This is a genomic window from Deltaproteobacteria bacterium (assembly GCA_020848905.1).
Taxonomy (GTDB): Bacteria; Myxococcota_A; Polyangia.
In genome coordinates this window covers 13,580-33,329 of record JADLHG010000063.1, presented here as the reverse complement: position 1 = coordinate 33,329, position 19,750 = coordinate 13,580, and the positions used below count along the sequence as shown (strand labels likewise).

The 19,750-nt window shown below is 71.4% G+C and carries 18 protein-coding genes; 9 read left to right on the top strand and 9 right to left on the bottom strand.

All coding sequences use genetic code 11. From position 1 onward, the window contains the following. Positions 1-38 precede the first annotated feature (38 nt). Together IT371_27620 and IT371_27615 are read left to right on the top strand one after the other, a co-directional pair. Positions 39-1,688 carry a hypothetical protein gene (locus IT371_27620; GenBank protein MCC6751452.1) on the top strand — a complete coding sequence of 550 codons (1,650 nt, stop codon included), beginning with the start codon at positions 39-41 and terminating at the stop codon, positions 1,686-1,688. A gap of 19 nt (positions 1,689-1,707) precedes the next feature. Further along, complete coding sequence (locus tag IT371_27615; GenBank protein MCC6751451.1) at positions 1,708-2,157, top strand: hypothetical protein; 450 nt, start codon at positions 1,708-1,710, stop codon at positions 2,155-2,157. Position 2,158: 1 nt separating this feature from the next. Here the strand turns inward: IT371_27615 and IT371_27610 are convergent, their stop codons facing one another. Then, complete coding sequence (locus IT371_27610) at positions 2,159-2,797, bottom strand: hypothetical protein (GenBank protein ID MCC6751450.1); 639 nt, start codon at positions 2,795-2,797, stop codon at positions 2,159-2,161. 326 nt (positions 2,798-3,123) lie between these two features. Here IT371_27610 and IT371_27605 point away from each other — a divergent pair, with 326 nt between their 5' ends. The 3 genes from IT371_27605 (at position 3,124) to IT371_27595 (ending at position 5,852) form a co-directional block, all read left to right on the top strand. After that, positions 3,124-3,933: a hypothetical protein gene (locus IT371_27605; GenBank protein ID MCC6751449.1), complete on the top strand. Its 810-nt coding sequence runs from the start codon at positions 3,124-3,126 to the stop codon at positions 3,931-3,933. A 240-nt stretch (positions 3,934-4,173) separates the two neighbouring features. Further along, a complete protein-coding gene (locus IT371_27600) occupies positions 4,174-4,974 on the top strand; it encodes a hypothetical protein (protein ID MCC6751448.1) in 801 nt (266 codons plus the stop codon). A 26-nt stretch (positions 4,975-5,000) separates the two neighbouring features. After that, the gene (locus IT371_27595) at positions 5,001-5,852 is read left to right on the top strand and encodes a methyltransferase domain-containing protein (protein ID MCC6751447.1); all 852 of its coding nucleotides are present in this window, start codon (positions 5,001-5,003) and stop codon (positions 5,850-5,852) included. 31 nt (positions 5,853-5,883) lie between these two features. Here IT371_27595 and IT371_27590 read toward each other — a convergent pair whose 3' ends face one another. The 4 genes from IT371_27590 to IT371_27575 form a co-directional block, all read right to left on the bottom strand. Beyond that, entirely contained in the window at positions 5,884-6,198 is a 315-nt protein-coding gene (locus tag IT371_27590) for a hypothetical protein (protein MCC6751446.1), read from the bottom strand. 35 nt (positions 6,199-6,233) lie between these two features. Beyond that, the gene (locus IT371_27585; protein ID MCC6751445.1) at positions 6,234-6,830 is read right to left on the bottom strand and encodes a hypothetical protein; all 597 of its coding nucleotides are present in this window, start codon (positions 6,828-6,830) and stop codon (positions 6,234-6,236) included. Then, entirely contained in the window at positions 6,827-7,489 is a 663-nt protein-coding gene (locus IT371_27580; GenBank protein ID MCC6751444.1) for a sigma-70 family RNA polymerase sigma factor, read from the bottom strand. The genes IT371_27585 and IT371_27580 overlap by 4 nt, the downstream gene beginning before the upstream one ends. 119 nt (positions 7,490-7,608) lie before the next feature. After that, positions 7,609-9,075, bottom strand: coding sequence for a hypothetical protein (locus IT371_27575; protein MCC6751443.1), 1,467 nt, complete (start codon positions 9,073-9,075; stop codon positions 7,609-7,611). Between the two features lie 273 nt (positions 9,076-9,348). On the opposite strand from IT371_27575, the gene IT371_27570 reads away from it, so the two are divergent. After that, complete coding sequence (locus IT371_27570; protein MCC6751442.1) at positions 9,349-10,716, top strand: protein kinase; 1,368 nt, start codon at positions 9,349-9,351, stop codon at positions 10,714-10,716. A gap of 2 nt (positions 10,717-10,718) precedes the next feature. Next, complete coding sequence (locus tag IT371_27565; GenBank protein ID MCC6751441.1) at positions 10,719-11,432, top strand: tetratricopeptide repeat protein; 714 nt, start codon at positions 10,719-10,721, stop codon at positions 11,430-11,432. 35 nt (positions 11,433-11,467) lie between these two features. Here the strand turns inward: IT371_27565 and IT371_27560 are convergent, their stop codons facing one another. Beyond that, positions 11,468-12,790: a sigma 54-dependent Fis family transcriptional regulator gene (locus IT371_27560; GenBank protein MCC6751440.1), complete on the bottom strand. Its 1,323-nt coding sequence runs from the start codon at positions 12,788-12,790 to the stop codon at positions 11,468-11,470. Between the two features lie 139 nt (positions 12,791-12,929). On the opposite strand from IT371_27560, the gene IT371_27555 reads away from it, so the two are divergent. Together IT371_27555 and IT371_27550 are read left to right on the top strand one after the other, a co-directional pair. Next, a complete protein-coding gene (locus tag IT371_27555; protein ID MCC6751439.1) occupies positions 12,930-13,901 on the top strand; it encodes a carbohydrate binding domain-containing protein in 972 nt (323 codons plus the stop codon). A gap of 141 nt (positions 13,902-14,042) precedes the next feature. Continuing rightward, positions 14,043-15,947: a DNRLRE domain-containing protein gene (locus IT371_27550; GenBank protein MCC6751438.1), complete on the top strand. Its 1,905-nt coding sequence runs from the start codon at positions 14,043-14,045 to the stop codon at positions 15,945-15,947. Positions 15,948-15,977: 30 nt separating this feature from the next. Here IT371_27550 and IT371_27545 read toward each other — a convergent pair whose 3' ends face one another. Genes IT371_27545 through IT371_27535 form a run of 3 tightly spaced genes read right to left on the bottom strand, consistent with a single transcriptional unit; the run spans position 15,978 to position 19,749 of the window. Beyond that, the gene (locus tag IT371_27545) at positions 15,978-16,787 is read right to left on the bottom strand and encodes a 4Fe-4S dicluster domain-containing protein (protein ID MCC6751437.1); all 810 of its coding nucleotides are present in this window, start codon (positions 16,785-16,787) and stop codon (positions 15,978-15,980) included. A gap of 8 nt (positions 16,788-16,795) precedes the next feature. After that, on the bottom strand, positions 16,796-18,316 hold the full coding sequence (locus tag IT371_27540; GenBank protein MCC6751436.1) for a hydrogenase: 1,521 nt from the start codon (positions 18,314-18,316) through the stop codon (positions 16,796-16,798). Then, positions 18,313-19,749 (bottom strand): hydrogenase, encoded by a 1,437-nt coding sequence (locus tag IT371_27535; GenBank protein MCC6751435.1) that lies wholly within the window; start codon positions 19,747-19,749, stop codon positions 18,313-18,315. The genes IT371_27540 and IT371_27535 overlap by 4 nt, the downstream gene beginning before the upstream one ends. Position 19,750: the final 1 nt, after the last annotated feature.

Sequence of the window (19,750 nt, the reverse complement as noted above, 5' to 3'; positions counted from 1 at the left end):
TACGGCGCCGAACACGGCGCTCAACCCGAGCACGCCACATGACGAACCCTGCCTCGCGCCTCGTTCGCCCGACCTCGCACCGGCTGCTGAGCCGCCTCCTCGAGACACCGGACCTCGTCTCGGCCGTTCAGGCGCTCCCGGCCCGCGCGCTCGGGCAGCTCATCGGGCACCTCGGCCTGGAAGACTCGGGCGAGCTCGTCGCTCTCGCCACCACCGAACAGCTCGTCCAGGTCTTCGATGACGAGCTCTGGCAGAAGGCGCGTCCGGGCGACGAGGAGCGCTTCGACAGCGACCGCTTCGCCCTCTGGCTCGAGGTCCTGCTCGAGGCGGGGGAAGAGCTGGCGGCACGCAAGCTCGCCGAGCTGCCCTTCGATCTGGTCACCCTCGGGCTTCACCGGCTGCTGCTCGTGCTCGACCTCGACGAGCTGCGCGGCGAGCTGAGCGACGAGAGTCCCGAAGTGGCGCTACTCGACAAGGCCCTCGACAGCCACCCCTACCACGAGCTTCTGGAGTTCCAGGTCATCGCCCGCCGGCACGACGGCTGGGACGCGCTCCTCGGGGTGCTGCTCGCTCTCGACCAGGAGCATCACGAGCTCCTCCGGCGCATCCTCACGCGCTGTAGCCACCTTTCGGCCGGTGACGTCGAGGCGCAGGGGGGTCTCTACGCGGTGCTCACCGCCGAGGAGACTCTCGAGACCGACGTGGCCGCCGAGCGCGAGGACCGTCGAGCGGAGCAGGGGTTCGTGGCCTCGCAGGCCGCGGCGAGCTTCCTCGCTCTGGCGCGGACCGCTCCCGCGACGGAGCGGGAGGCCCGAGAGCGCGACCCCGTGACGCGCGCGTACTTCCGCGAGCTACGGCGCGTGCCCGCGGAAGCGACGGCAGGGCAGAGCCCCTCGGTGAAGGGGCGGGGCCAAGCTACCGCGCCCGGGGCCCTCCTCGACCTCCTGCGCGAGGCGGAGGTCCTCGCGCCGGTACCGGTCGCGCCCCTGCTCGAGGCGCACATCGAACCGGGCGTGGCAGGAGACCCCGGCCCGTTTCGGGGGGCGCTTCGCGCGCTCTACGAACGAGACGCCGCGCTCCACGCCTCCCGGATGGAGGAGTTGGCCTACCTGGCCAACGTGCTCGTGGCGGGCTGCACGGTTGCCGGTCGTCCCTTCCGTCCCCTCGAGGCGGCCGAGGCGGCGGTGGCCATCTGCAACCTCGGGCTCGAGCTCCTCGAGGAGACGGAGGAGCGGCGAGACGCGACGCAAGCTCCCGCGCTCGCGTCGGTGGCGGCCGACGTGCTGTTTCGCCTCGGGTGGGCGCGGCTCCATCGGCTCGGCGAGGCCGCGGCGAGCTCCGTTGAGCGGCTGCTCGTGGCGCGGCAGGCCGCGCTCGCCGGAACGACCGAGGCGCGGCGGGTGGAGCGCGCGATAGCCGAGGTGCGCTCCGCCATGCGCGCGGGGAGGCCCTGGCGCGCCCGTCGCCAGCTCGCGACGCTGCAGGAGTCGCTCGACGAGACGCTCGACCCGGCCGATCTCGAGGCCCTGCGCGGGCTGCTCGAGGAATGCCCGCAGCGCGCGGGTGCGCTACGAACGGGCGCGGAGCGTCGCGAGCTTGCCTTCATCGCGCGTTGCGAGGAGCTCGAGCACGTATCCGCCTTTCTGGGCCGCCTCGCCCCGGAGGATGCTCGGCCCCCCCAGTCGTGACCGACGCGGAGCGCGTTTCATGAAGAGCACTCGACGCTCGGCGTCCATCGCACGCCTCTCTCTGTGCGGGCTTCTCTCCTTCGCCGACCTGCAGCCGCTCCTCCCCGGGGCGGCGCGCGGCGCTCCGAAAACGTCCGTCTACTCGGCCGACCTCGTGACGCGCCTCTGCCGCTACACGACGGCGAGCTCGAGTACCCCAGCGGTGGAGCTCGTGGTCTGGGGAGCGCTCAACAGCGCGGGAGACCAGGTCTTGGACCTCGCGATGAAGAACCTCGGCACGTCGAGGACCGCGGTGAGCGGCCTTGGCGACCGCGCCTCCTACTGGGAGCAGGGGTCCTCGAACAACGGCCTCGTGGCCCGCAAGGGCCCCTACGCGGTGGACGTGACGGCCTACGGCTTCGCGCCGCTGGTGAAGCAGGAGCTCCTCGATCCGCCGGTGCGCAAGGCGCTCGGCGCGGTCGCCCCGTAGCCTAGTCCCGTCGGCCGAAGAACTCCGGGTAGGTCAAGAGCAGCCCGATGGGGATGGCGCGTTCGAGCGGACGGACGAGCTGGTGGCCGGGTCGCTCCGGGTCGGGGCGGTACTGCACGCCCGCACCGGTTTGCGGGTCGGCGAGGACCGTGGACACCCAGAGCCCCTGCGCGTGCCGGACGATCTTGACCAGGTCACGTCCGTCGCGCGTCCTGACCTTGGTGGTGTTCGACGACTCGCCAGCTCCCCAGAAGCGGAGCCGGGTCGGCGTGTGGTGCTCGAAGGCCGCAAGCTGAAGCCGCGGGGCCTGACCCGGCTCGTCCACGAAGGTGTACGTCGCCTGCATCCCCTGGGGCGTGGTGCGCCGCACGCCGAGGAGGGTATCGAACGAACGTTCGGTTCCGCTGCGGCTCCAGGCCAGGCCCATGGCCCAGGCGAGGAGGACCGCGCCCTGGGGATCCGTACGGCGGAGCGTGGTTCCTCGGGGCGCTGCTCGGAGCTCCGTGGCCAGCTCGAGCACCGCGCGCGGCGCGCGATCGGGCGCCCGGGCCAGCGCGGCTGGTGCGGCTGGCCCGAGGAGCAAGGCCAGCGCGGACATACTCAGGGTGCAGGTCCATCGATGCGGTCTGGCTCGGCGCATGAGCGGTCCCTCCGTAGGCCCCGGCCGGCGCTGGAGCAAGCCGCGTTCCAACGATCGAAGGAGAACAACCTTCGAGGGTTAGCGACGGCTGCGCCCTTGCCGTAGCGACCCGCCCGCACGATTCCCGCGCACCCAAGGGGGCCAGAGGCCACAGGCCCGGGCCGGTGGCGGCCGGGTCAGCTGACCCCAGCACCGCGCGCCACCGGACGCTGCTCCATGCACGCAGCTACGTGGATCCACAGGTAGCGCCCGCACCGGAGGCCGTGTGGTTACAGGTACGAGCATTGCATCATTGCAGCGGAGGCCCACGAAGAAGGACCGATCCGATGCGCCAGGCTCAACGCTCACACTCGATCACTCTCGCCTTGCTCGTCGTCGCCCTTCCACTCCTCGGGATGGACCCCGCGCAGGCGAGCCGGAAGATCCCCGCGGCAGGCCCCGCGAGCACGACCTGGTGGACCCGCACGCGCATCCAGCTCGCGCGCATCTTTCTTCCTGCGGACAAGGCGCAGGCTCTCGAGCGGCGGCTCCTGCCACCGCCTCCGAAGGAGCGCTCGCGCTTCGCCGAGGCGGTGACCGACCTCATCGCGGCCCGACGCGCGCTGGCCACCTCAGACACCGACAAGGCCCTCGATCTCACCGAGCGCGTGCTCTGGCCCGCGATTCCCCTCGACCGCCCCCAGTCGGAACCCACCCTTCGACGGAAGGCGCTGAAGGTCGCACGCGCGGCGGCGGAGCAGGTCTTCGAGCTGCCGGCCGAGGTCCGAGGGCGAGGGGGCGAGGTGCGGCACAAGACCGAGGCCCAGCGCCTGCTCGCGGTGAAGACGCAGCTGGCGGCGGTCTACGCCGAGTACGTGCCGCTCATGCGGCGCCTCTCCGACCTGGAGTGGCACCCCTGGAACGGGGTCCGCGGCGAATCCTCGCGTGTGGACGTCCAGCGCATGCTCGTCTACCACCGGCTGCGTCGCGCCGTCACGGCCGCCAAGGGCCTCTACCCCAAGCTCCCCTGGGAGCTCTACATGCAGCAGGCGGGCTACGAGTTCCCGGCCCTCCCTGCGCAGCTCGCGAGCCGCACCGGCCCCGAGACGCGCTGGGGCGACCTCCTCTCGGGAGTCCCGCCCAAGCTACTCCGCTAAGGGCCCGACTCGCCAACCTCAAGGAGGCATGGTTCGTGCTTTACGTCTTCACCATCGCCACGGAGTGAGGTCTGTATGAGGAAAGCTGTCCGTGCGTCCCGATCCGGGGGCCGAACCCTCTCGACACGAAGCGTCGTCCTGGGGCTGCTGCTCTGCCCCGCACTCGTCGGGTGCGGCTCGAACGATCCCAGCTCCCCGTCGGAGAGCGCGCCAGCTCCGCTGCCGGGCCACAGAGAGAGGATGCAGAGCGTCGTGCGGTGCGGTGGCCAGGCCGACAACGCGCTCGCCGTGCTCGGTGCGGCCGTGAGCGCGGAGTACGCCAAGCTGGACGCGACGAAACAGGCGGAGCTCTGCCAAGGCATCAACGATGCCGCCGGATGGGATGTCCAGCAATGGGCCTTCGCGGAGAGCGGCATGGCCACCCAGGTCGCGAGCAACGAAGGCATGTGCGGCGAGGTCGGCACAGCCTCACAGGGAACGCTCACCGTCGGAGGAACCTGTCACTTTGCGGGCGAGGTGAACTACTTCCTCTGGGGCTACGTCAACGCCCTGTGCGGCAACTGGCTCTGGACGACGAAGGCGGGCGTGTCGGCCTGGATCAGGGTGAAGAATCAATTCAACAACGGTACCGATGCTCGCTATCTGAACGAGAGCGGCCGCACGAATTGGACCGAGGTCGGCTGGAAGGCCGCGAAGGGGCGGAATTGGAGCGTGCCTGCCGGCTCCGCTGGGTTTGCCTATCCCCCGTGCAATACCTCGATCACAGGCTCTCTGACCTGGGTGCTCGGCATCTACGACGGCGCGCATACGGCGATCTGGGGCACCCTCGACCCGACCTCGTCGCCGTCCGCCGCGCCGGCAGCGCCCGCAACGCCCGCCCCCAGCCCGACCCCCGCCGCGGCGCCGAGCAACCAGACCGACTGCGCCACGCTGAAGAGCGTGTGCAGCGGCAGCTGCATGTCCGCGGGCTGCTGCAAGGCGAAGAACGCCGAGTGCTACGGCAGCTTCTTCACCTGCTATCCGCCTACCCGCTGTCAGTGACCGCGACGATCGGCTATAGACGAGAGATGAGCACCGACCCCGGCGAGAAGAATGCCCCCGAGCGCAGCACGGCCTCGGGCTACCTGCACGGCTACACGGAAGGGGAACGCCAGCGCCTCCGGAGGCAGGCCCGCTTTCTGGAGCCGATGGTGCACGACCGCCTCCCCTTCCGGCGGCGCCGGCGGCTCATCGAGGTGGGCAGCGGCGTCGGGGCGCAGACGGAGATCCTCCTGCGCCACTTCCCCGAGCTGCACGTGACGGGCATCGAACGGAACCAGGAGCAGCTCGCGGAGGCGGAGCGCTTCCTGGCCGAGGTGCCCTGGGCGGCCGGGCGCTACCGCTTCACGCACGGCGACGCGATGCGCCTGACCTTCGAGCGCGAGACCTTCGACGCGGCCTTCCTCTGCTGGATCCTCGAGCACGTCTCCGACCCGGCGCGCGTGCTCTCCGAGGTGCGACGCGTGCTGGCCCCGGGCGCGGCGATCGTCGTCAACGAGGTGCTCAACGCGACCTTCTTCCTCTCGCCGTACAGCCCCCACACGCTGCGCTACTGGATGGCCTTCAACGACCGGCAGCTCGAGCTCGGCGGCGATCCCTTCGTGGGGGCCAAGCTCGGCAACCTGCTGCTCTCGGTGGGCTTCCAGCAGATCGAGACGGAGGTGAAGACCTTTCACCTCGACAACCGTTCGCCCGGCGAGCGCGCCGAGTTCCTCTCGTACTGGACGGATCTGCTGCTCTCGGGGGCGCCGGAGCTGGAGCGCGCGGGCCAGGTCTCGGCGGAGCTGGTGGCCGGAATGACGGCCGAGCTCGACCGCGTGGCCCACGAACCGCACAGCGTCTTCTTTTACAGCTTCATCCAGGCGCGCGCGCGCACCTAGCCCGCGCCCGCCGCGAAGCGCCGACGAACCGTCACAGATCCTCGGCCGACTTGAAAAGCTCGGCGTGAAAGTTCGCGCGCAGCGGCACGAGCGAGGCGTGGCGTGCCGGTCCTCCGAGCAGAACCCAGTCGTCGAAGGGCCGCGCCCGGGAGACCTCCACGTCGTCGTCTCCGAAGCGGACGCGCAGGACGGGGGCCGGTTTCGCGGGTGACTCGGCGGCTGCGGAGGGCGTGCGCAGCGTGCGCATTGGCGACGGCGAGAGCGGCAAGACGGGGGGCGACGCGAAGGCGGACCCTGTGGCGAACAGAACGAGCCCGGCGGCCGCGACGCGCTGCAGTGATCTCATGGGTGACCCTCCTTCGTGGGTGCGGGCCGAGGCCTTCACGGACGCGCCGACCGGCGGCGTACGAAGTCCTCGGGAGTGAAGAGCGGACGGAGCCGGGCGCGCGGGCTCACGATGATCACCTCGTCGGGCATCTCGTGCGTCTCCGGGCCACCGGCGCGCGGGGCCGCAACGGGCGCCTTCTGAGGGACGGGGCGGGCGCGACGCCGACGCTCCCGGCGGAGCAGCTCGCGCGAGCGGGAGGCCTCCTTGGTCGGCGCCAGCGCGCTCGCGGTCGCGATGCGCTCGACGGTCGCGGGCCTCCGGTGCGGCGGCGAGAGGACCGCGCGACGCTCCGTTCCTGCGACCGCTGCCTCCCGGGGCGCTACGACCGATTGCGGGCGGGCCGCGCGACGCACGAGGGCCCAGGTCCCCCCGGCGAGGCCCAGGGCCACGACGAAGGCTGCCGCCCAGGCCAGCGTGAAACCGCCCCACGGGGGGAATAAGGCGCGCGGGGGATCCTGCCAGGGACAGGCGCGCGAGGACGCCGCGAGCTGCCGCTCCACGAGCGCGCTCCCTTGCTGCCTGGCGAGGCGCAGCCAGGAGGCTCGCTCCGGCGTCTGCTCTCCCGGGGTCACGAGGACGGCGCGCGTCATGGGAGGTCTCCCGGGCACGGGCGCGCGGGCCACATCAGGGGAGCGAAGCCCAGGCGCTCGAGCTCTTCCTTCAGCCGCGCACGTCCGCGACGGACGCGCGACGCGGCGGTGTGGAGCGGGACCTCGAGCTCTGCGGCGAGCTCGTCGAGCGTCAGCCCCTCCAGCTCGAAGAGGACCACCGCCTCGCGTAGCCTGGGCGAGAGCCGACCGAGCGCACGGTGAACCGCTTCGAGGTCGGGGTAGCTCTCGGCCCCGCGCAGGCCCGCATCGGGGACCTCGGCCTCGGTCTCGGGCCGCTCCCAGAGGCGCCAGAACGGTTGCTGGCGGCGGTAGGCGGTGTGGGCCTGATTCGTGGCGATGCGCAGGACCCAATGCAGGAAGGACCCCTCGCCCCGATAGCGCGGCAACGCACGCAGCGCGCAGATGAAGGTCTCCTGGGCCAGATCTGCGACGGGAAGCCGCGTGCCCCCGAGCAACGTCAGGCGCCGCACGACGGCGGGATGGTAGCGGCGGAAGAGCTCCTCGAAGGCCTCGCGTCCTCCGTGCCGGGCCAGCTCGACCAGCTCGTGCGACGGCAGAGCGGACCCCGCATCCGTGGGAGCGAGCTCTCCGGCCCGCGCGCCGCGCACCTCGTCGTCGGTCAACCGGGGCCCTTTCACACGTCGCTCCTTGGGCGCAGCTCGTGATACGGCCGCGGTGGAGCTTCCGTGCCCTCCGGCGGCGTCCCTGTTAGATGGACGCGGCCCCCCCAGTCCTTTGTCCCTCTTTTGGGAAAATTCTACGGGCCGACGAGGTACGCGGGCGGAGTGGTCAGATTGGCGTCTGCCCCGGGGCACGCCGTGCCGTTGAGCGTCGTGCAGCCGATCCGGATGCGGCCGACGCCCCCGGCGCCGCCCCCCTTGCACCCTCCGGGGCCTCCCTTCGCGGTGATCTTGCCGGCCGTGATCTTGACGGTCCTGGCCGCGAGGTAGACGCTGCCCCCCGCACCGCCGCCCCCCGAGCCGGAGCCGTTCGCGGAGCCGCAGTTCGCGTTGTCACCGCCCACCTGGCCGCTCGCATCCGTGGCACCGTCGATCGCGAGCTCGTCGGCGAAGAGCAGGAGCAGGCCCCCGCCCCGCCCGTTGGCGACGATCGTACCGGGACCGTTCGTGCCTCCGGCGCCCGCGCCACCGCCCGCACCCAGATAGACCTGGCTCAGCGCCGGCTGCCCGTAGACCAGCCCGGCGAGGCCTCCCTGCTGCTGCGTCCCGTTGTGCTGCCCGTCTTGCCCTGCCCCGCCGTAGCTCGCCCCTCCGCCACCCGCACCGAGCTGCTGCGTCGCGCAGGAGTACACGTTGCAGTTCGAGAGCCCGCCGCCGCCGCCCCCCCCATTCGGGGCCTTCGTCGGGGTGGTCGTCCACGGGCAGCTATAGGGCAGCATCGGGAAGGCGGACTCGCCCGGCACCCCCGTCACGCCGTTGCAGTTCACGCCGAGCGAGCGATAGCCGCGCGCGCCGAGGGTGAGCTTGCCCGCGGCGTCCACGACGAGCTTGCCCGTGGCCCGGAGCACGATCAGCCCGAGTCCCCCCACCGTGCCATTCCAGGCCTTCGCCGTGAGCTCGCCTTTGATCGTGACCGAGGCGTAGCGCGGGACCCGCACGAGGAAGACCTTCTGCCCGGTGAGATCGGCGTTCGCGCTCGCCTTGCCGTAGCTCTTCGCGACCGCCGCCTTCAGCGTCACCACGGCGCCGCTCACCGACGCCACCTCGACGAGCTCCCAGTTCCCGACCGAGGTCACGTCCGTCGCCGAGCCCTGCAGGTTGATGAGGAGCGCTTCCTGCCCCGCCGCGAAGCCGCTCGCCGGCGCCAGCGTGAGCTGCGCCCCGCTGATCCCCGTTACCTGGCCCGCGGTGGAGAGGTCCTCGAAGGTGCGCGACACGCCGCTCGCCACCTCGAGCACGCCGTCGCAGCGGCCTCCGGTGCAGCTACCGCTCTTGCAGTCCCTGGGGGCGACGCACTTCCTCTGCTCGTCGCAGGGACCACAGCTCGCCCCGCCGCAGTCCACGTCGGTCTCGGTGCCGTTCTGGAGCTTGTCGCCGCAGGCTCCTGCGTCGGCGACGGGCCCATCCGCTCGCGCGCGGTCAGGTAGGCCCGCGTCCGCGGACGGTGCGTCGGCCGTCGGCGCGTCGCTACGCGGTCCGGTGTCCCGAAAGACCGACGGACCATCAGGCGCCGCGTCGGCAACCCCCGACTCGGGCTCGTTCAAGACGACTACCGCCGGATTACATCCGCTCCCTCTGCACAGCACGAGGATCCCCAGAAGACCGAACACCGTAGACCAACCACGCATGGCGCGCCCCTCCGGCTTCGTAGATGGATGGCCGGGATCGTAGCACCGGCCGTCGTCGCGACGAACGCGTGCGCGCTCGACGAGAGCGTCAACTCGACTCGGCCCGCCTTGAGCCGTCTTCTCGGCCGTGGTAGCGTCTTAGCTGTGAAAACAAGAAAAATCAGCACCTTGGACCCTGCGCGCCGCTGAATGCCCTCCTCGCGCAGGAGCCTCGGCAAGTACGCGCTCGTGCGCCGTCTGGGCGGCGGCGGGATGGGGGAGGTGCATCTGGCCACGCTCGAGGGGGCGGCCGGCTTCCGCCGGGAGGTGGCCATCAAGGTGATCCAGCCCGGGGTAGCCGCCACCCCGCGCTTCATCGAGCTCTTCCTGCGCGAGGGAAGAGTGCTCGCCTCGCTCAACCACCGGGGGATCGTCAACGTCTTCGAGCTCGACCTGGACGACGGCCGTCCTTATCTCGTCATGGAGTACCTGCGGGGGATCGACCTCAAGCTCTGGCTGAAGCGCGCAGGGGGTCGGCTCCCTTGGCTCGCGGCGGCCTATGTCTGCGCCGAGGTCGCCCGCGCCCTGGCCGCGGCGCACGAGCTGCGCCACCCCGAGGCCCCTCAGGGGATCGCGCATGGCGACCTGTCGCCCTCGAACGTCATGCTCTGCGTCGACGGTGCCGTGAAGCTCTTCGACTTCGGACTGGCGCGCGCGGCCGGGGTCGAGACATCGACCTCCGGCGTCGAGGGAAAGCTTCCCTATCTCGCGCCGGAGCTGCACGTCGGGGTGCCTCACGACGCGAGCACCGACCTCTACTCGCTCGGCGTGATGACCTACGAGTGCCTCACGGGAAAGCAACCGTTCAAGGGGCGCAACGACCTCGAGACCCTGAACCTCGTGCTCCACGGAGAGGTCCGCCCGCCGCGAGAGCACGAGCCCTTCGTGCCCCGAGCGCTCAGCGACCTCGTGATGCAGGCGCTCTCGCGCGACCGCAGCCTGCGCCCCAGCTCGGCGCGCCGGATGGCGGAGGCCGTCGAAGAGGTGCTCGACGGACGGTTCGGCGCCGCGGACCTCGCGACGACGCTCTCCGCCGCGGGGATCCCAGCCGCCGCCGAGGAGCCGGAGGGCGACGACCTCGCGACGGTGGCCGACGGCCCGCGCGCCCGCCGCGTCCGCGGCAGCGACGACGTCGAGCAGGCCAAGGTGTCGAAATCCACGCCGCGGCGACGGCGGTGGGTGGTCCTCGCCGCCTCGGCGGGCACGCTCTTCCTCGTTGGGGGCGCCGGGATCGTGTGGACCACCCGATCGCGTCCCGCCTTGGACGGGCGCCCCACGCGGAGCGTCGCCGCCGTCGCGAGCGAGCGCGCCGAGGCGGACGCCGCCCCTCGCCCCGAACGGGCGGAGGCACGCGGCGCGGCCGATGGCGGAGAGGCCCCGCGCTCGCCCCGGGCTCGCCCTAAGGTCGGCAAGCCTCGGCGAGCGAAGCGGCCCAGCGCGACAACGAAGGCGAAGGAGCCGAGCGGCGAAGGGATCGGCCCCGGCTTTCTCGCCGACCCGTTCCGGCGAAGACGATGATCATGCGCTGCGCCTTCCACCAAGGAACTCCGAGCGGGCCGACGACCCGAAGCCCGCGGGTCAGGTCATCGCTGCTCGTCCCGCTGCTCGCCATCTTGGCCCTGGCCACGAGCGTTCAAGGCCAGGCTCGCGCCGACTCGGCCGCTCGCGCGCGACGGCACCATCAAGAGGGCGTGAGCTTCTTTCAGGCGGGAAGGCTCCGGGAGGCCCTCGAGGCGTTCAAGGCCGGCTACGCGTTGAGCTCGCGTCCGGAGTTCTTGCTCAACCTCGCGCAGTGCCACCGCGCGCTCGGCCAGCCGAAGGAGGCGATCAGCCACCTCGAGACCTTCCTGCGCAAGGCTCCGGCGCACCCCCTCCGCCGCGCCGTCGAGCAAACGCTCGCCCAGCTCAGACAAGCGACCGGTTCCTCCGAGGGGGAGTCAGCCCCTCCTGCGAAGCCTGGCCCGAGCGAGCGGGCCCCCGTCGAGCCAGCTCCATCGAGGCAGCCCGTGGTGAAGACGCCCACGGCTCCCCGCCTGGCGCAGCCCTCACCGACTCCGCTCACGCATCCTCCCGTCGCGCCTGCGCCGCCCCGGCGCCGCTCCACCGCCTGGAAATGGATCGTGGGCTTCGGCGGCGCCGTGCTCGTGGTCGGCGCGGGCGTGACGGCCGTGTACTTCGGCACGCGAGGCAACCCACCGGCGAGCCTCGGCACGCTGCACTTGCCGCGGCCCTGACGTGCGCCGTCGCGTCGAGTCGCCTCGTGCCCCGTTCAGATGAGGCCGTGCTTGCGCAGGAGCCGCTTGAGCTGGGTGCGCTCGAGCCCCGAGGCGGCCGAGGCCTGCCGGATGTTGCCTCCGTGCTCCTCGAGCAGCCGCGAGAGGTAGTCGCACTCGAACCGGTTGATCGTCTCCTGCTTCAGATCCTGAAAGCGCGCGCCTCCGGCCCCGCCCGCATCGCCCGGCTCCGCTGGGCCGAGCTCGAGCACGAGGTCGCAGAAGCGCGCGCCTCGCCCGGCGCGCACCACCGCCCGCTCGAGGACGTTGCGGAGCTCCCGCACGTTTCCCGGGAAGGGGTGCGACTGGAGCTGCGCGAGCACCGGACCGTCGATCGGCCCGGGGTCCGTCAGACCCAGGTCCTGAAGCAACTCCGTGCAGAGCTCTGGCAGATCGGCCCGCCGCGTGCGCAGCGGCGGCAGCCGGATGGGCAGCACCTGCAGGCGGTAGTAGAGGTCCCGCCGGAAGGTCCCGCGCAGCACCTCCGAGGCGAGGTCTCGGTTCGTCGCGGCGACGAGCCGCACGTCCACCGGTCGCGCGACCGCCGAGCCGAGAGGCGTCACGGTTCGAGCCTCGCAAACGCGCAGCAGGGTGGCCTGGACCTCGAGGGGAAGCTCGCCGATCTCGTCGAGGAAGACCGTCCCCCCGTCCGCGCGCTCGAAGACGCCCGCGTGGTCCTCGGTCGCGCCGGTGAAAGCGCCCTTCAGGTGGCCAAAGAGTCGACTCGGTAGAAGGGCCGTGCTGACCACGCCGCCGTCGAAGACCTCGAAGGGGCCGCCACGACGCGCACTCTCGTCGTGCAGCGCGCGGGCGGCGAGCTCCTTGCCCGTGCCGGTCTCGCCCTGGAGGAGCACCGTCACGTCCGCGGCCGCGGCGCGCTCGAGCAACGCGAAGGCCCGCCGCATGGGGACGCTCTGCCCAACGAGTCGGCCGAAGCGCTCGCGCGAGCTCGGGTCGAGGTTGGTCGTCTCTCCCGGCGCTTCGAGCACGACGTGGGTGTGCCCGAGCTGGAGGATCGCCCCCGCCGGCACGGCGATCTCGTTCACGCGTGCCCCTTCGAAGTACGTGCCGTTTCGACTGCCGAGGTCGCGCACCAGGAAGCCGCGCGCGCCGAGCCGGACCTCGCAGTGCCGGTGGGAGACGCGATCGTCGGGGAGCCTGAGGTCGCACGCGGGCGCGCTCCCGAGCACCCGCGGTTCCTTGTCGATCACGAGCCGCCGACCGCCGTCGGCGCCGTCGAGGATCCGGACGCGACCTTCGGTCAGCCGCGGCAGAAGCGACGGGAGGCCCAGGCTCCTGGTCCGAGTGTCCGACGACATCGCGTGAAACGAATCTAGCATGGGCGGCGCGCTCGACCAACGGCGCCCGGCGCGGCGCCACACGCGGTTGACAACGGCGAGGCCGACGCGGACGCTACGAAGTACGGATGTCGCGTCTCGATCCTCACAGGTGTCCTTCATGAAGGCCTCGCGGGCGCGGGCCCTATTTCTCTATGAGCTTATTATCCTCCCGTTAGCCGGCTATTCGGGCGGCTGCGGCGACGCGCGCGGTCTCTGGCTAGAGCTCTCGAGCACCATTATCCCGCTCGAACGCCTGACCTTTACCGTAATAGGCACGAAGGCCGCGTTGGTTCGCCAGGTGCCGATCCCCGAGGACGGCAGCGCCCCCGTCTTGCCCGGCCGGGTGCTGCTCGACGGCGGCGACCGTCGGGAGAGGGTCCGCCTCCTCGCCTACGGTTGGCGCGGCGCCACCCTCGTGGCCTTCGGCGGCCGCGAGCTGGAGCTTCTACCGGGCCTCGATGCGACGGTCCCGCTCGAGCTCGGCGCGCCGCTCGCCGACGCCGACGGCGATCTCGTCCCGGACCGCTGGGATGGCTGTCCCAAGGTGGCCGATCCAGCGCAGCAGGACCAGAACGCCGACGGCAAGACGGACGCCTGCGACGCACCCGTCGGGCCGGGGGCCTGCCCCGGCAACCTCGCCGCGAACGGCGACTTCGAAACCGACGTCTCCGGCTGGTGGTCGAACGGCGGCGAGATCACGCGCGTCGAGGGCGGCCTGACCGGAAAGTTCGCGGGCCGGACCTGCAAGCTCCCCTCGGGTTCCCCGAAGCTCTTCACCATCTCGGACAGCCCGGACACGGTGAAGAGCCCCCGGCAGGGCGAAACCTATCGCGTGGAGGCCTGGGTGCGCTCGCCGGCGGGCCCGCAGGAGGTCGTGCCGGTCATGAGGGAGCGGTCCCCCTCGGGCAACCACGTCGGCCAGAGCAAGGCGCAGGGGCTGCTCGCCGGCCCGACCTGGGGCAAGGTCTCGACGACCTACACGATCCTGGAAGCCGGGTCGGCCGGGCTCGAGGTCTACTTCAGCGCGCGCGATGCCCCCGACGGCCGCTGCTTCGACCTGGACGCGGTGTGCGTCGTGCGCGGCCCGTGACGCCTTCGCCTGGGGCTGCCCCGGAGGCAAGCTTGCCCCCGCCCCTCGCACCGGCCTCACGCCAAGCCGCTGAAATCCGATGAAGCCGCCGCGGGCACGTGCATTGCTCTAGCTCTCCTCACCCTTCGAGGAGCAGCCCGCATGTACCGATCGTTCGCTAGGCTCTCGGTGATCGCCGCGCTGTCGCTCGCTGGCCCGGGATGCGCACCCGAGGTCGACGAGAGCGACAGCTACGAGCCCGTCCAGCAGCAGGTGAGCGCCTACGCACTGGGCAGCGACCCGGCGCTCGTCGCCGTTGCCGACGCCAAGGTCTCGTCGGCCTACCCGGCAAGCAACTACGGCAGCGGCCCCAGCCTGCGGGTCCGCCAGGCGAGCAGCGCCCATCGCAGCTACGTGAAGTTCGAGGTGGGCGAGCTGCCTGCCGGCGTGCGCGCGGTCCGTCTCGCGCTCTTCGTGCTCGACGCCAGCCCTGACGGGGGAGCGCTCTTCGTGGTGCCGAGCACCTGGTCCGAGGGCTCCATCAGCTGGAGCAACGCCCCAGCGCTCCCATCGAGCGCCGTGGGGAGCTTCGGACCTGTGTCGGAGGGGACCTGGGTCGAGGTGGACGTGACGCGCGTCGTGACGGGGCGGGGCACCTATAGCTTCGCCATCGCCAGCCACTCCTCGAACAGCGCCTACTACAGCAGCCGCGAGGGAGCCCACGCGCCGCGGCTGGTCTTTTCCTCGCTGAGCATGGTGGACGCGGGCTCGGCGCCGAGCCTCGATGCGGGAGCGCCTTCCTCCGATCACGGCGCGACGCCCCCACCTCCGACGCCGGATCACGGCGTGACACCTCCTCCCCCGTCGACGGACCAGGGCGTGTCCCCGCCACCACCGCCACCAGCGTCGACGGGCGGGATCGGGCCGATCTCGCTCGCCTACCGGCAGGGCGGGCTCTGGCTGACTCCTGCGGAGATCCTGCAGATCCCGACCACCAACGCGTCGTGGAGCAGCCTCGTCACCTGGGCGGGCAGCCCGATGGACATCGTCAAGGACCTGACCTGGACCGCGGGCGGGGCCGGCTCCTACGACTGCAAGTCCACGCGAGCCATGTTCGCGCGGGCCATCGTCGGTCTGCGCACGAGCAACCAGACCATGCTCGCGCAGCTCCGCGCCGAGCTCGACCGCGTGCCGGAGGCCGTGCGCCAGGCGATCGACGTGCAGAAGAACGACGACATCAAGTGGGCCCAGCGCAACCTTCCGCTCATCGCCGTCTCGGCGAACCTCATCGACTACCGCCCGACCGCCTTGCGGAGCGCGCTCCATCGGGCCGTGCGTGTCTACGTCTTCCCCGAGGGCGTCACCGTCGAGCAGGCCGCCCTTCTCCACCTGCCGAACAAGCCGGCGCACGGCCGCTGGTCGCTCATGTCCACGGCCTACCTCAACGAGGACTTCGCCGCGGTGAACGCCGTCGTGAAGGCCCACGCCAAGGCGATGGGCGAGCCCACCTGGGGCGGCGCGAAGACCAACCACGTCTTCAAGCTCACCGGCCTGGGCTCGGGCGACAACTGGCAGACGCTCCAGCCGGGCGGCAAGAGCGATCCGATCGGCATCATGCCTGCGGGGGTGAGCTACCAGGGTCACGGCGTGGGTGGGCTCTACCTGGCCGACCAGTACCGCGCGACCAACGGCCCCGAGTGGCCGCCCACCTACACGAACTACAGCTACGAAGGGCTCGGGCCGCACATCGCCGTGGCCTGGTCCGCCGACCACCTGGGCTTCAGGAACGTCTTCGCCCTCGGCAACTACGCCCTGCTACGCGCGCTCCTCTTCGCCTATTCCTCGCACGACGGCAAGCAGAGCTGGCCCCCGTCGGGTAACGACGTCTGGCAGGTGGCCGCGGTGATGACCTGGGCCAAGCCCGTCTTCGGCAACACCCTCCCCGATAGCCTGAAACCCGAGCCCGGCGCGGCCGTCCCCTGGCCGCTCCCCGTGAGCGCCTCCGGCGATCCCGGCCGCAGCATGGGCTTCATGTACGCCACGCACTACGCGCGGCTCGTCCGGTAGGCGCGCCCACCTTGGCCGCAATCCATCCCGTCAGGGGGTGTCCATGGCCGATCCCGACGTCGCGGCGCCCGCCACGCGTTTGGGCCCGAGCCGGTCGAGCAGCGCCAAGAGGCCATCCAGGATCGTGAGCGGATGGGGCGGGCAGCCGGGGATGAAGAGGTCCACCGGGACCACCGCGCCCGCGCCATCGTGCTGCTCCGCGTGCCCCGCGTAGGGGCCTCCGGAGATGGCACAGGCGCCGACCGCGATGACGATCTTCGGGGGGGGCACCGCGTCGTAGGTCTTCTGCAGGGCGAGCTTCATGTTCTCGGTGACCGGACCGGTGATGAGCAGCCCGTCGGCGTGGCGGGGCGAGGCCACGACCTGGATGCCAAAGCGCCCGAGGTCGAAGACGACGGTGCTGAGCACGTTGACGTCCGCCTCGCAGGCGTTACAGCCCCCCGCACTCACCTGCCGGAGCTTCAGCGAACGGCGAAAGAGGCGGAGCATCTTGGCGTCGAGGGCCTGGGCCCGCTCGAGCACGGCCCCGCGCAGGACGAGCTCCTCGCGCCGCCGCGCGGCCATCCGATGCTCGGTCGTGTAACGGATCGCTCCTTCCGGGCACGCGCTCACGCACTCCTGGCAGAAGAGACAGCGGCCGAGGTCGAGCCCCAGCCCCTGGTCGTCGACGCGCACCGCGTCGGTCGGGCAGGCTTCCACGCAGGCTTGGCAACCACTGGGACAGCGGGTCGGATCGACGACGGGATGTCCGCGAAGGCGGTCGGGGAGCGCCGGCGCCGCGACGGGGTAGGCCGCCGTGCGGTGGCCCTGCTTCAGGCGACTGAAAAGGATGCGCCACATCTGGTCACCTAGAGGTCGTGTCCGCAGTACGACAAGTTGAAGCTCTTGTTGCAGAGCGGGAAGTCCGAGATCTGCTGGTCCCGGAGCGCCATGGCGAGCCCGGTCCAGTTATGGAACGAAGGATCTATTACCTTGTAGGCGGCGAACCGGCCGAGCTCGTCCGTCAACGCAACGTGGCAGATCTCGCCCCGCCACCCCTCGACCAGCGAGACCGCGAGGCACTCTGGCGCCAGGGCCGGGCATTCCCGCCGTGCCGCGCCTGCCGGCAGCTCGCGCAGCTGGGAGCGCACGTAATCGATCGATCGTTCTATTTCGAGCCACCGCACGTACGCGCGGGCGAAGACGTCGCCGGATTCGGCCACCGAGAGCGGGATATGCACCAGCTGGAAGATCCCCGTCGGGTGCGTCTTGCGCACGTCTCGCCGCAAGCCGCTCGCACGCGCCGCGGGCCCGACGAGCCCCAGCTTTGCGGCGAGCTCCGCCGTCACGTGGCCCGTATCCTCGAAGCGCGCCATCACCGTGGGCGCTCCCCAGAGGAGCTGCGCCGCGTTCCGGACATCGCGAGCCGCCGCCTCGAGCCGCCTCCCGAGCTCGGCGGTGCGCGCGTCGTCCACGTCGAAGGCCACCCCACCCGGGCGAACGAGGCCGCGCCCGAAGCGGCTGCCGCACAGGAGAGCCGTCATGTTGAGGAAGTCGCCCCGCAGGCGACCGCAGTACGAAGCGGTGGGCAAGAACCCCACGTCGCCCGCCAGCGCGCCGAGATCGCCCGTGTGATTCGCGAGCCGCTCGAGCTCGAGGGCGATCCCGCGGAGCGCGTAGGCCCGCGGGGTGGCGCGCCGCCCGCCGAGCGCCTCGAGGAGCTGGCAGTACGCCGTCGCGTGGCCGACGCTCGTGTCGCCGGCGAGCGTCTCCATGTAATGGATGGTTCGCTTCTCGGGGCCGCCCACGAGCTTGCGCTCGAGGCCACGATGCTGATACCCGAGCGAGATCTCGAGGTGGTAGACGTGCTCGCCGTGGCACTGGAAGCGGAAGTGCCCGGGCTCGATCACGCCGGCGTGCACCGGGCCGACCGCCACCTCGTGGATCTCCTCCCCTTCCACCCGGAAGAAGTCCGTCACGCCGACGACGGGAGCGGCCTCGCGAGTGCGGTCCCAGGCGTCGTGCCCCGGACGGTAGCTCGGGTGGAAGCGCACCGGCTTGAGCCACGGATGCCCCGTCGGCACCACGCCCCACTGCTCGGCGAGCTCGCGCTCGAAGAGGTGCACCTCGTGGCACTCGGGCGTCATGGACGGAAAGGCGTCCTCGGTGAGCGCGGCCGAGGCGCACTCGAGCAGTCCGGCGTCGTCGTCCGCGAGCACCGCATAGAGGGCGAGCCCAGCTGCCTCAGGCACCCCGAAAAGCGCGCTCACGCGGCGGCCGCGACTCCGAGCACCGAGCACCGCCTCGCGAAAGGCGCCGAGCTCGAGGCGTGGAAGTTCCGCCCGAGGTAGGACGTCGCCGTTGGCCACGGTCCGGAAGGGGGCGGTCATCGTCCCGTCTCCACCAGGTTCGCGGCGTCCCTGAGCGCCGCGTCCAGGCCCGGAGGCACCCAGACGCCGAGGACCACCACCGCGATGAGCAGGATCAGCGCGGGACCCACGGTGCCGATGCTGTCGCGAAAGCCCGTGTCGGGCAGGTCCTCGCGCGGCGTCCCCTGCACCACCGCTAGCACGGTGCCACCCATCCCCACGAAGACGACGAAGAGCAGCCCCAGAAAGGCCGCAGCGACGCCGTAGCGCCCGGCGGCGAAGGCTCCCCTGAGAATGGTGAACTCGCTCAAGAAGGGGCCGAAGGGGGGCGAGCCCGTCACCGCGAAGAAGCCGGCGAGAAAGAGCGCGGCCGACGCCGGAACGCGGCGCAGCGCCCCCCCCACCGTGTCGGTCGTCTTGGTGCCGTAGGCCCGATGGATGTTCGCCGCCGCGATGAACATCACCCCCTTCGTCAGGGCGTTGTTCACGAGGTGGAGCATGGCGCCAAACGCGGCGAGTCCGCCGATCCCGATGCCCAGCACCAGGATGCCCATGTGCTCCACGCTCGAGTAGGCGAGCATCCGCTTGTAGTCGCGCTGTCGCGCCATGAAGACCCCCGCCACGGCCATGGAGAGGAGGCCGATCACCACCATCAGCTCGCGAGCGAAGGCGCCCTCGCCGGCAGCCGAGCAGACCTGGTAGAAGCGCAGAAGGGCGAGGAACGCGCAGGTGGTCAGGCCACCGGCGAGGAGCGCTCCCACGAGCCCGGGCGCCTCGCCGTACGCGTCCGGCTTCCAGGTGTGCATGGGCGCGAGCCCCATCTTCGTGCCGTACCCGACGAAGAGCACGATGAACGCGGTGTGGAGCCACGGCCGCGAGAGCATCGGCGCCTGCTGCACCAGATCGTCGATGAGCAGCGAGCCGCGTAGACCCGCGTGAAGCGCCGCGTAGGCGAGGAAGAACGACCCGAGCAGCGCGAGCGCGATGCCGACGCCACCGACGACGAGATACTTCCAGGTCGCCTCGAGCGAGCGCGCGTTCTGGTTGAAGAGGAGAAGCGGCGCCGAGGCGAGCGTATTGGCCTCCAGCGCCACCCACATGAGCCCCATGTGGTGCGAGATGGTGATGAGCGTCATCATCGAGAGGAAGGCGAGCAGCGCGCCGCAGAAGAGCCTATTGGGACGCTCGGCGCGCAGACCCAGGTAGGTCGGCACGTAGAGCGAGCAGGCGAAGAACAGCGTGGACACGAGGGGCAGCGCCACGCGGCCGAGCTTGTCGAGGACGATCCAGCCGTCGAAGGCGGAGATGGGGCCGACTCCGCGCAGCGCCACGATCGTGAGCCCGAGGTGGACGGCGGCGCCGAGGGGCACGAGCCACGGCCGGACGCGGGGCGACGGCACGACGAACGCGGCCAGCGCGAAGAGCAGCGGTGCGAGGAAGAGCGCGATGGCCATC

Excerpts from the sequence above, each read along its gene's own strand:
- IT371_27610 (MCC6751450.1), bottom strand. The coding sequence starts at position 2,797 with ATGCGCCGAGCCAGACCGCATCGATGGACCTGCACCCTGAGTATGTCC.
- IT371_27590 (MCC6751446.1), bottom strand. The coding sequence starts at position 6,198 with ATGAGATCACTGCAGCGCGTCGCGGCCGCCGGGCTCGTTCTGTTCGCC.
- IT371_27615 (MCC6751451.1), top strand. The coding sequence starts at position 1,708 with ATGAAGAGCACTCGACGCTCGGCGTCCATCGCACGCCTCTCTCTGTGC.
- IT371_27560 (MCC6751440.1), bottom strand. The coding sequence starts at position 12,790 with ATGTCGTCGGACACTCGGACCAGGAGCCTGGGCCTCCCGTCGCTTCTG.
- IT371_27540 (MCC6751436.1), bottom strand. The coding sequence starts at position 18,316 with ATGACCGCCCCCTTCCGGACCGTGGCCAACGGCGACGTCCTACCTCGG.
- IT371_27570 (MCC6751442.1), top strand. The coding sequence starts at position 9,349 with ATGCCCTCCTCGCGCAGGAGCCTCGGCAAGTACGCGCTCGTGCGCCGT.
- IT371_27535 (MCC6751435.1), bottom strand. The coding sequence starts at position 19,749 with ATGGCCATCGCGCTCTTCCTCGCACCGCTGCTCTTCGCGCTGGCCGCG.
- IT371_27595 (MCC6751447.1), top strand. The coding sequence starts at position 5,001 with ATGAGCACCGACCCCGGCGAGAAGAATGCCCCCGAGCGCAGCACGGCC.
- IT371_27545 (MCC6751437.1), bottom strand. The coding sequence starts at position 16,787 with ATGTGGCGCATCCTTTTCAGTCGCCTGAAGCAGGGCCACCGCACGGCG.
- IT371_27600 (MCC6751448.1), top strand. The coding sequence starts at position 4,174 with ATGCAGAGCGTCGTGCGGTGCGGTGGCCAGGCCGACAACGCGCTCGCC.
- IT371_27605 (MCC6751449.1), top strand. The coding sequence starts at position 3,124 with ATGCGCCAGGCTCAACGCTCACACTCGATCACTCTCGCCTTGCTCGTC.
- IT371_27565 (MCC6751441.1), top strand. The coding sequence starts at position 10,719 with ATGCGCTGCGCCTTCCACCAAGGAACTCCGAGCGGGCCGACGACCCGA.
- IT371_27585 (MCC6751445.1), bottom strand. The coding sequence starts at position 6,830 with ATGACGCGCGCCGTCCTCGTGACCCCGGGAGAGCAGACGCCGGAGCGA.
- IT371_27555 (MCC6751439.1), top strand. The coding sequence starts at position 12,930 with ATGAAGGCCTCGCGGGCGCGGGCCCTATTTCTCTATGAGCTTATTATC.
- IT371_27620 (MCC6751452.1), top strand. The coding sequence starts at position 39 with ATGACGAACCCTGCCTCGCGCCTCGTTCGCCCGACCTCGCACCGGCTG.
- IT371_27550 (MCC6751438.1), top strand. The coding sequence starts at position 14,043 with ATGTACCGATCGTTCGCTAGGCTCTCGGTGATCGCCGCGCTGTCGCTC.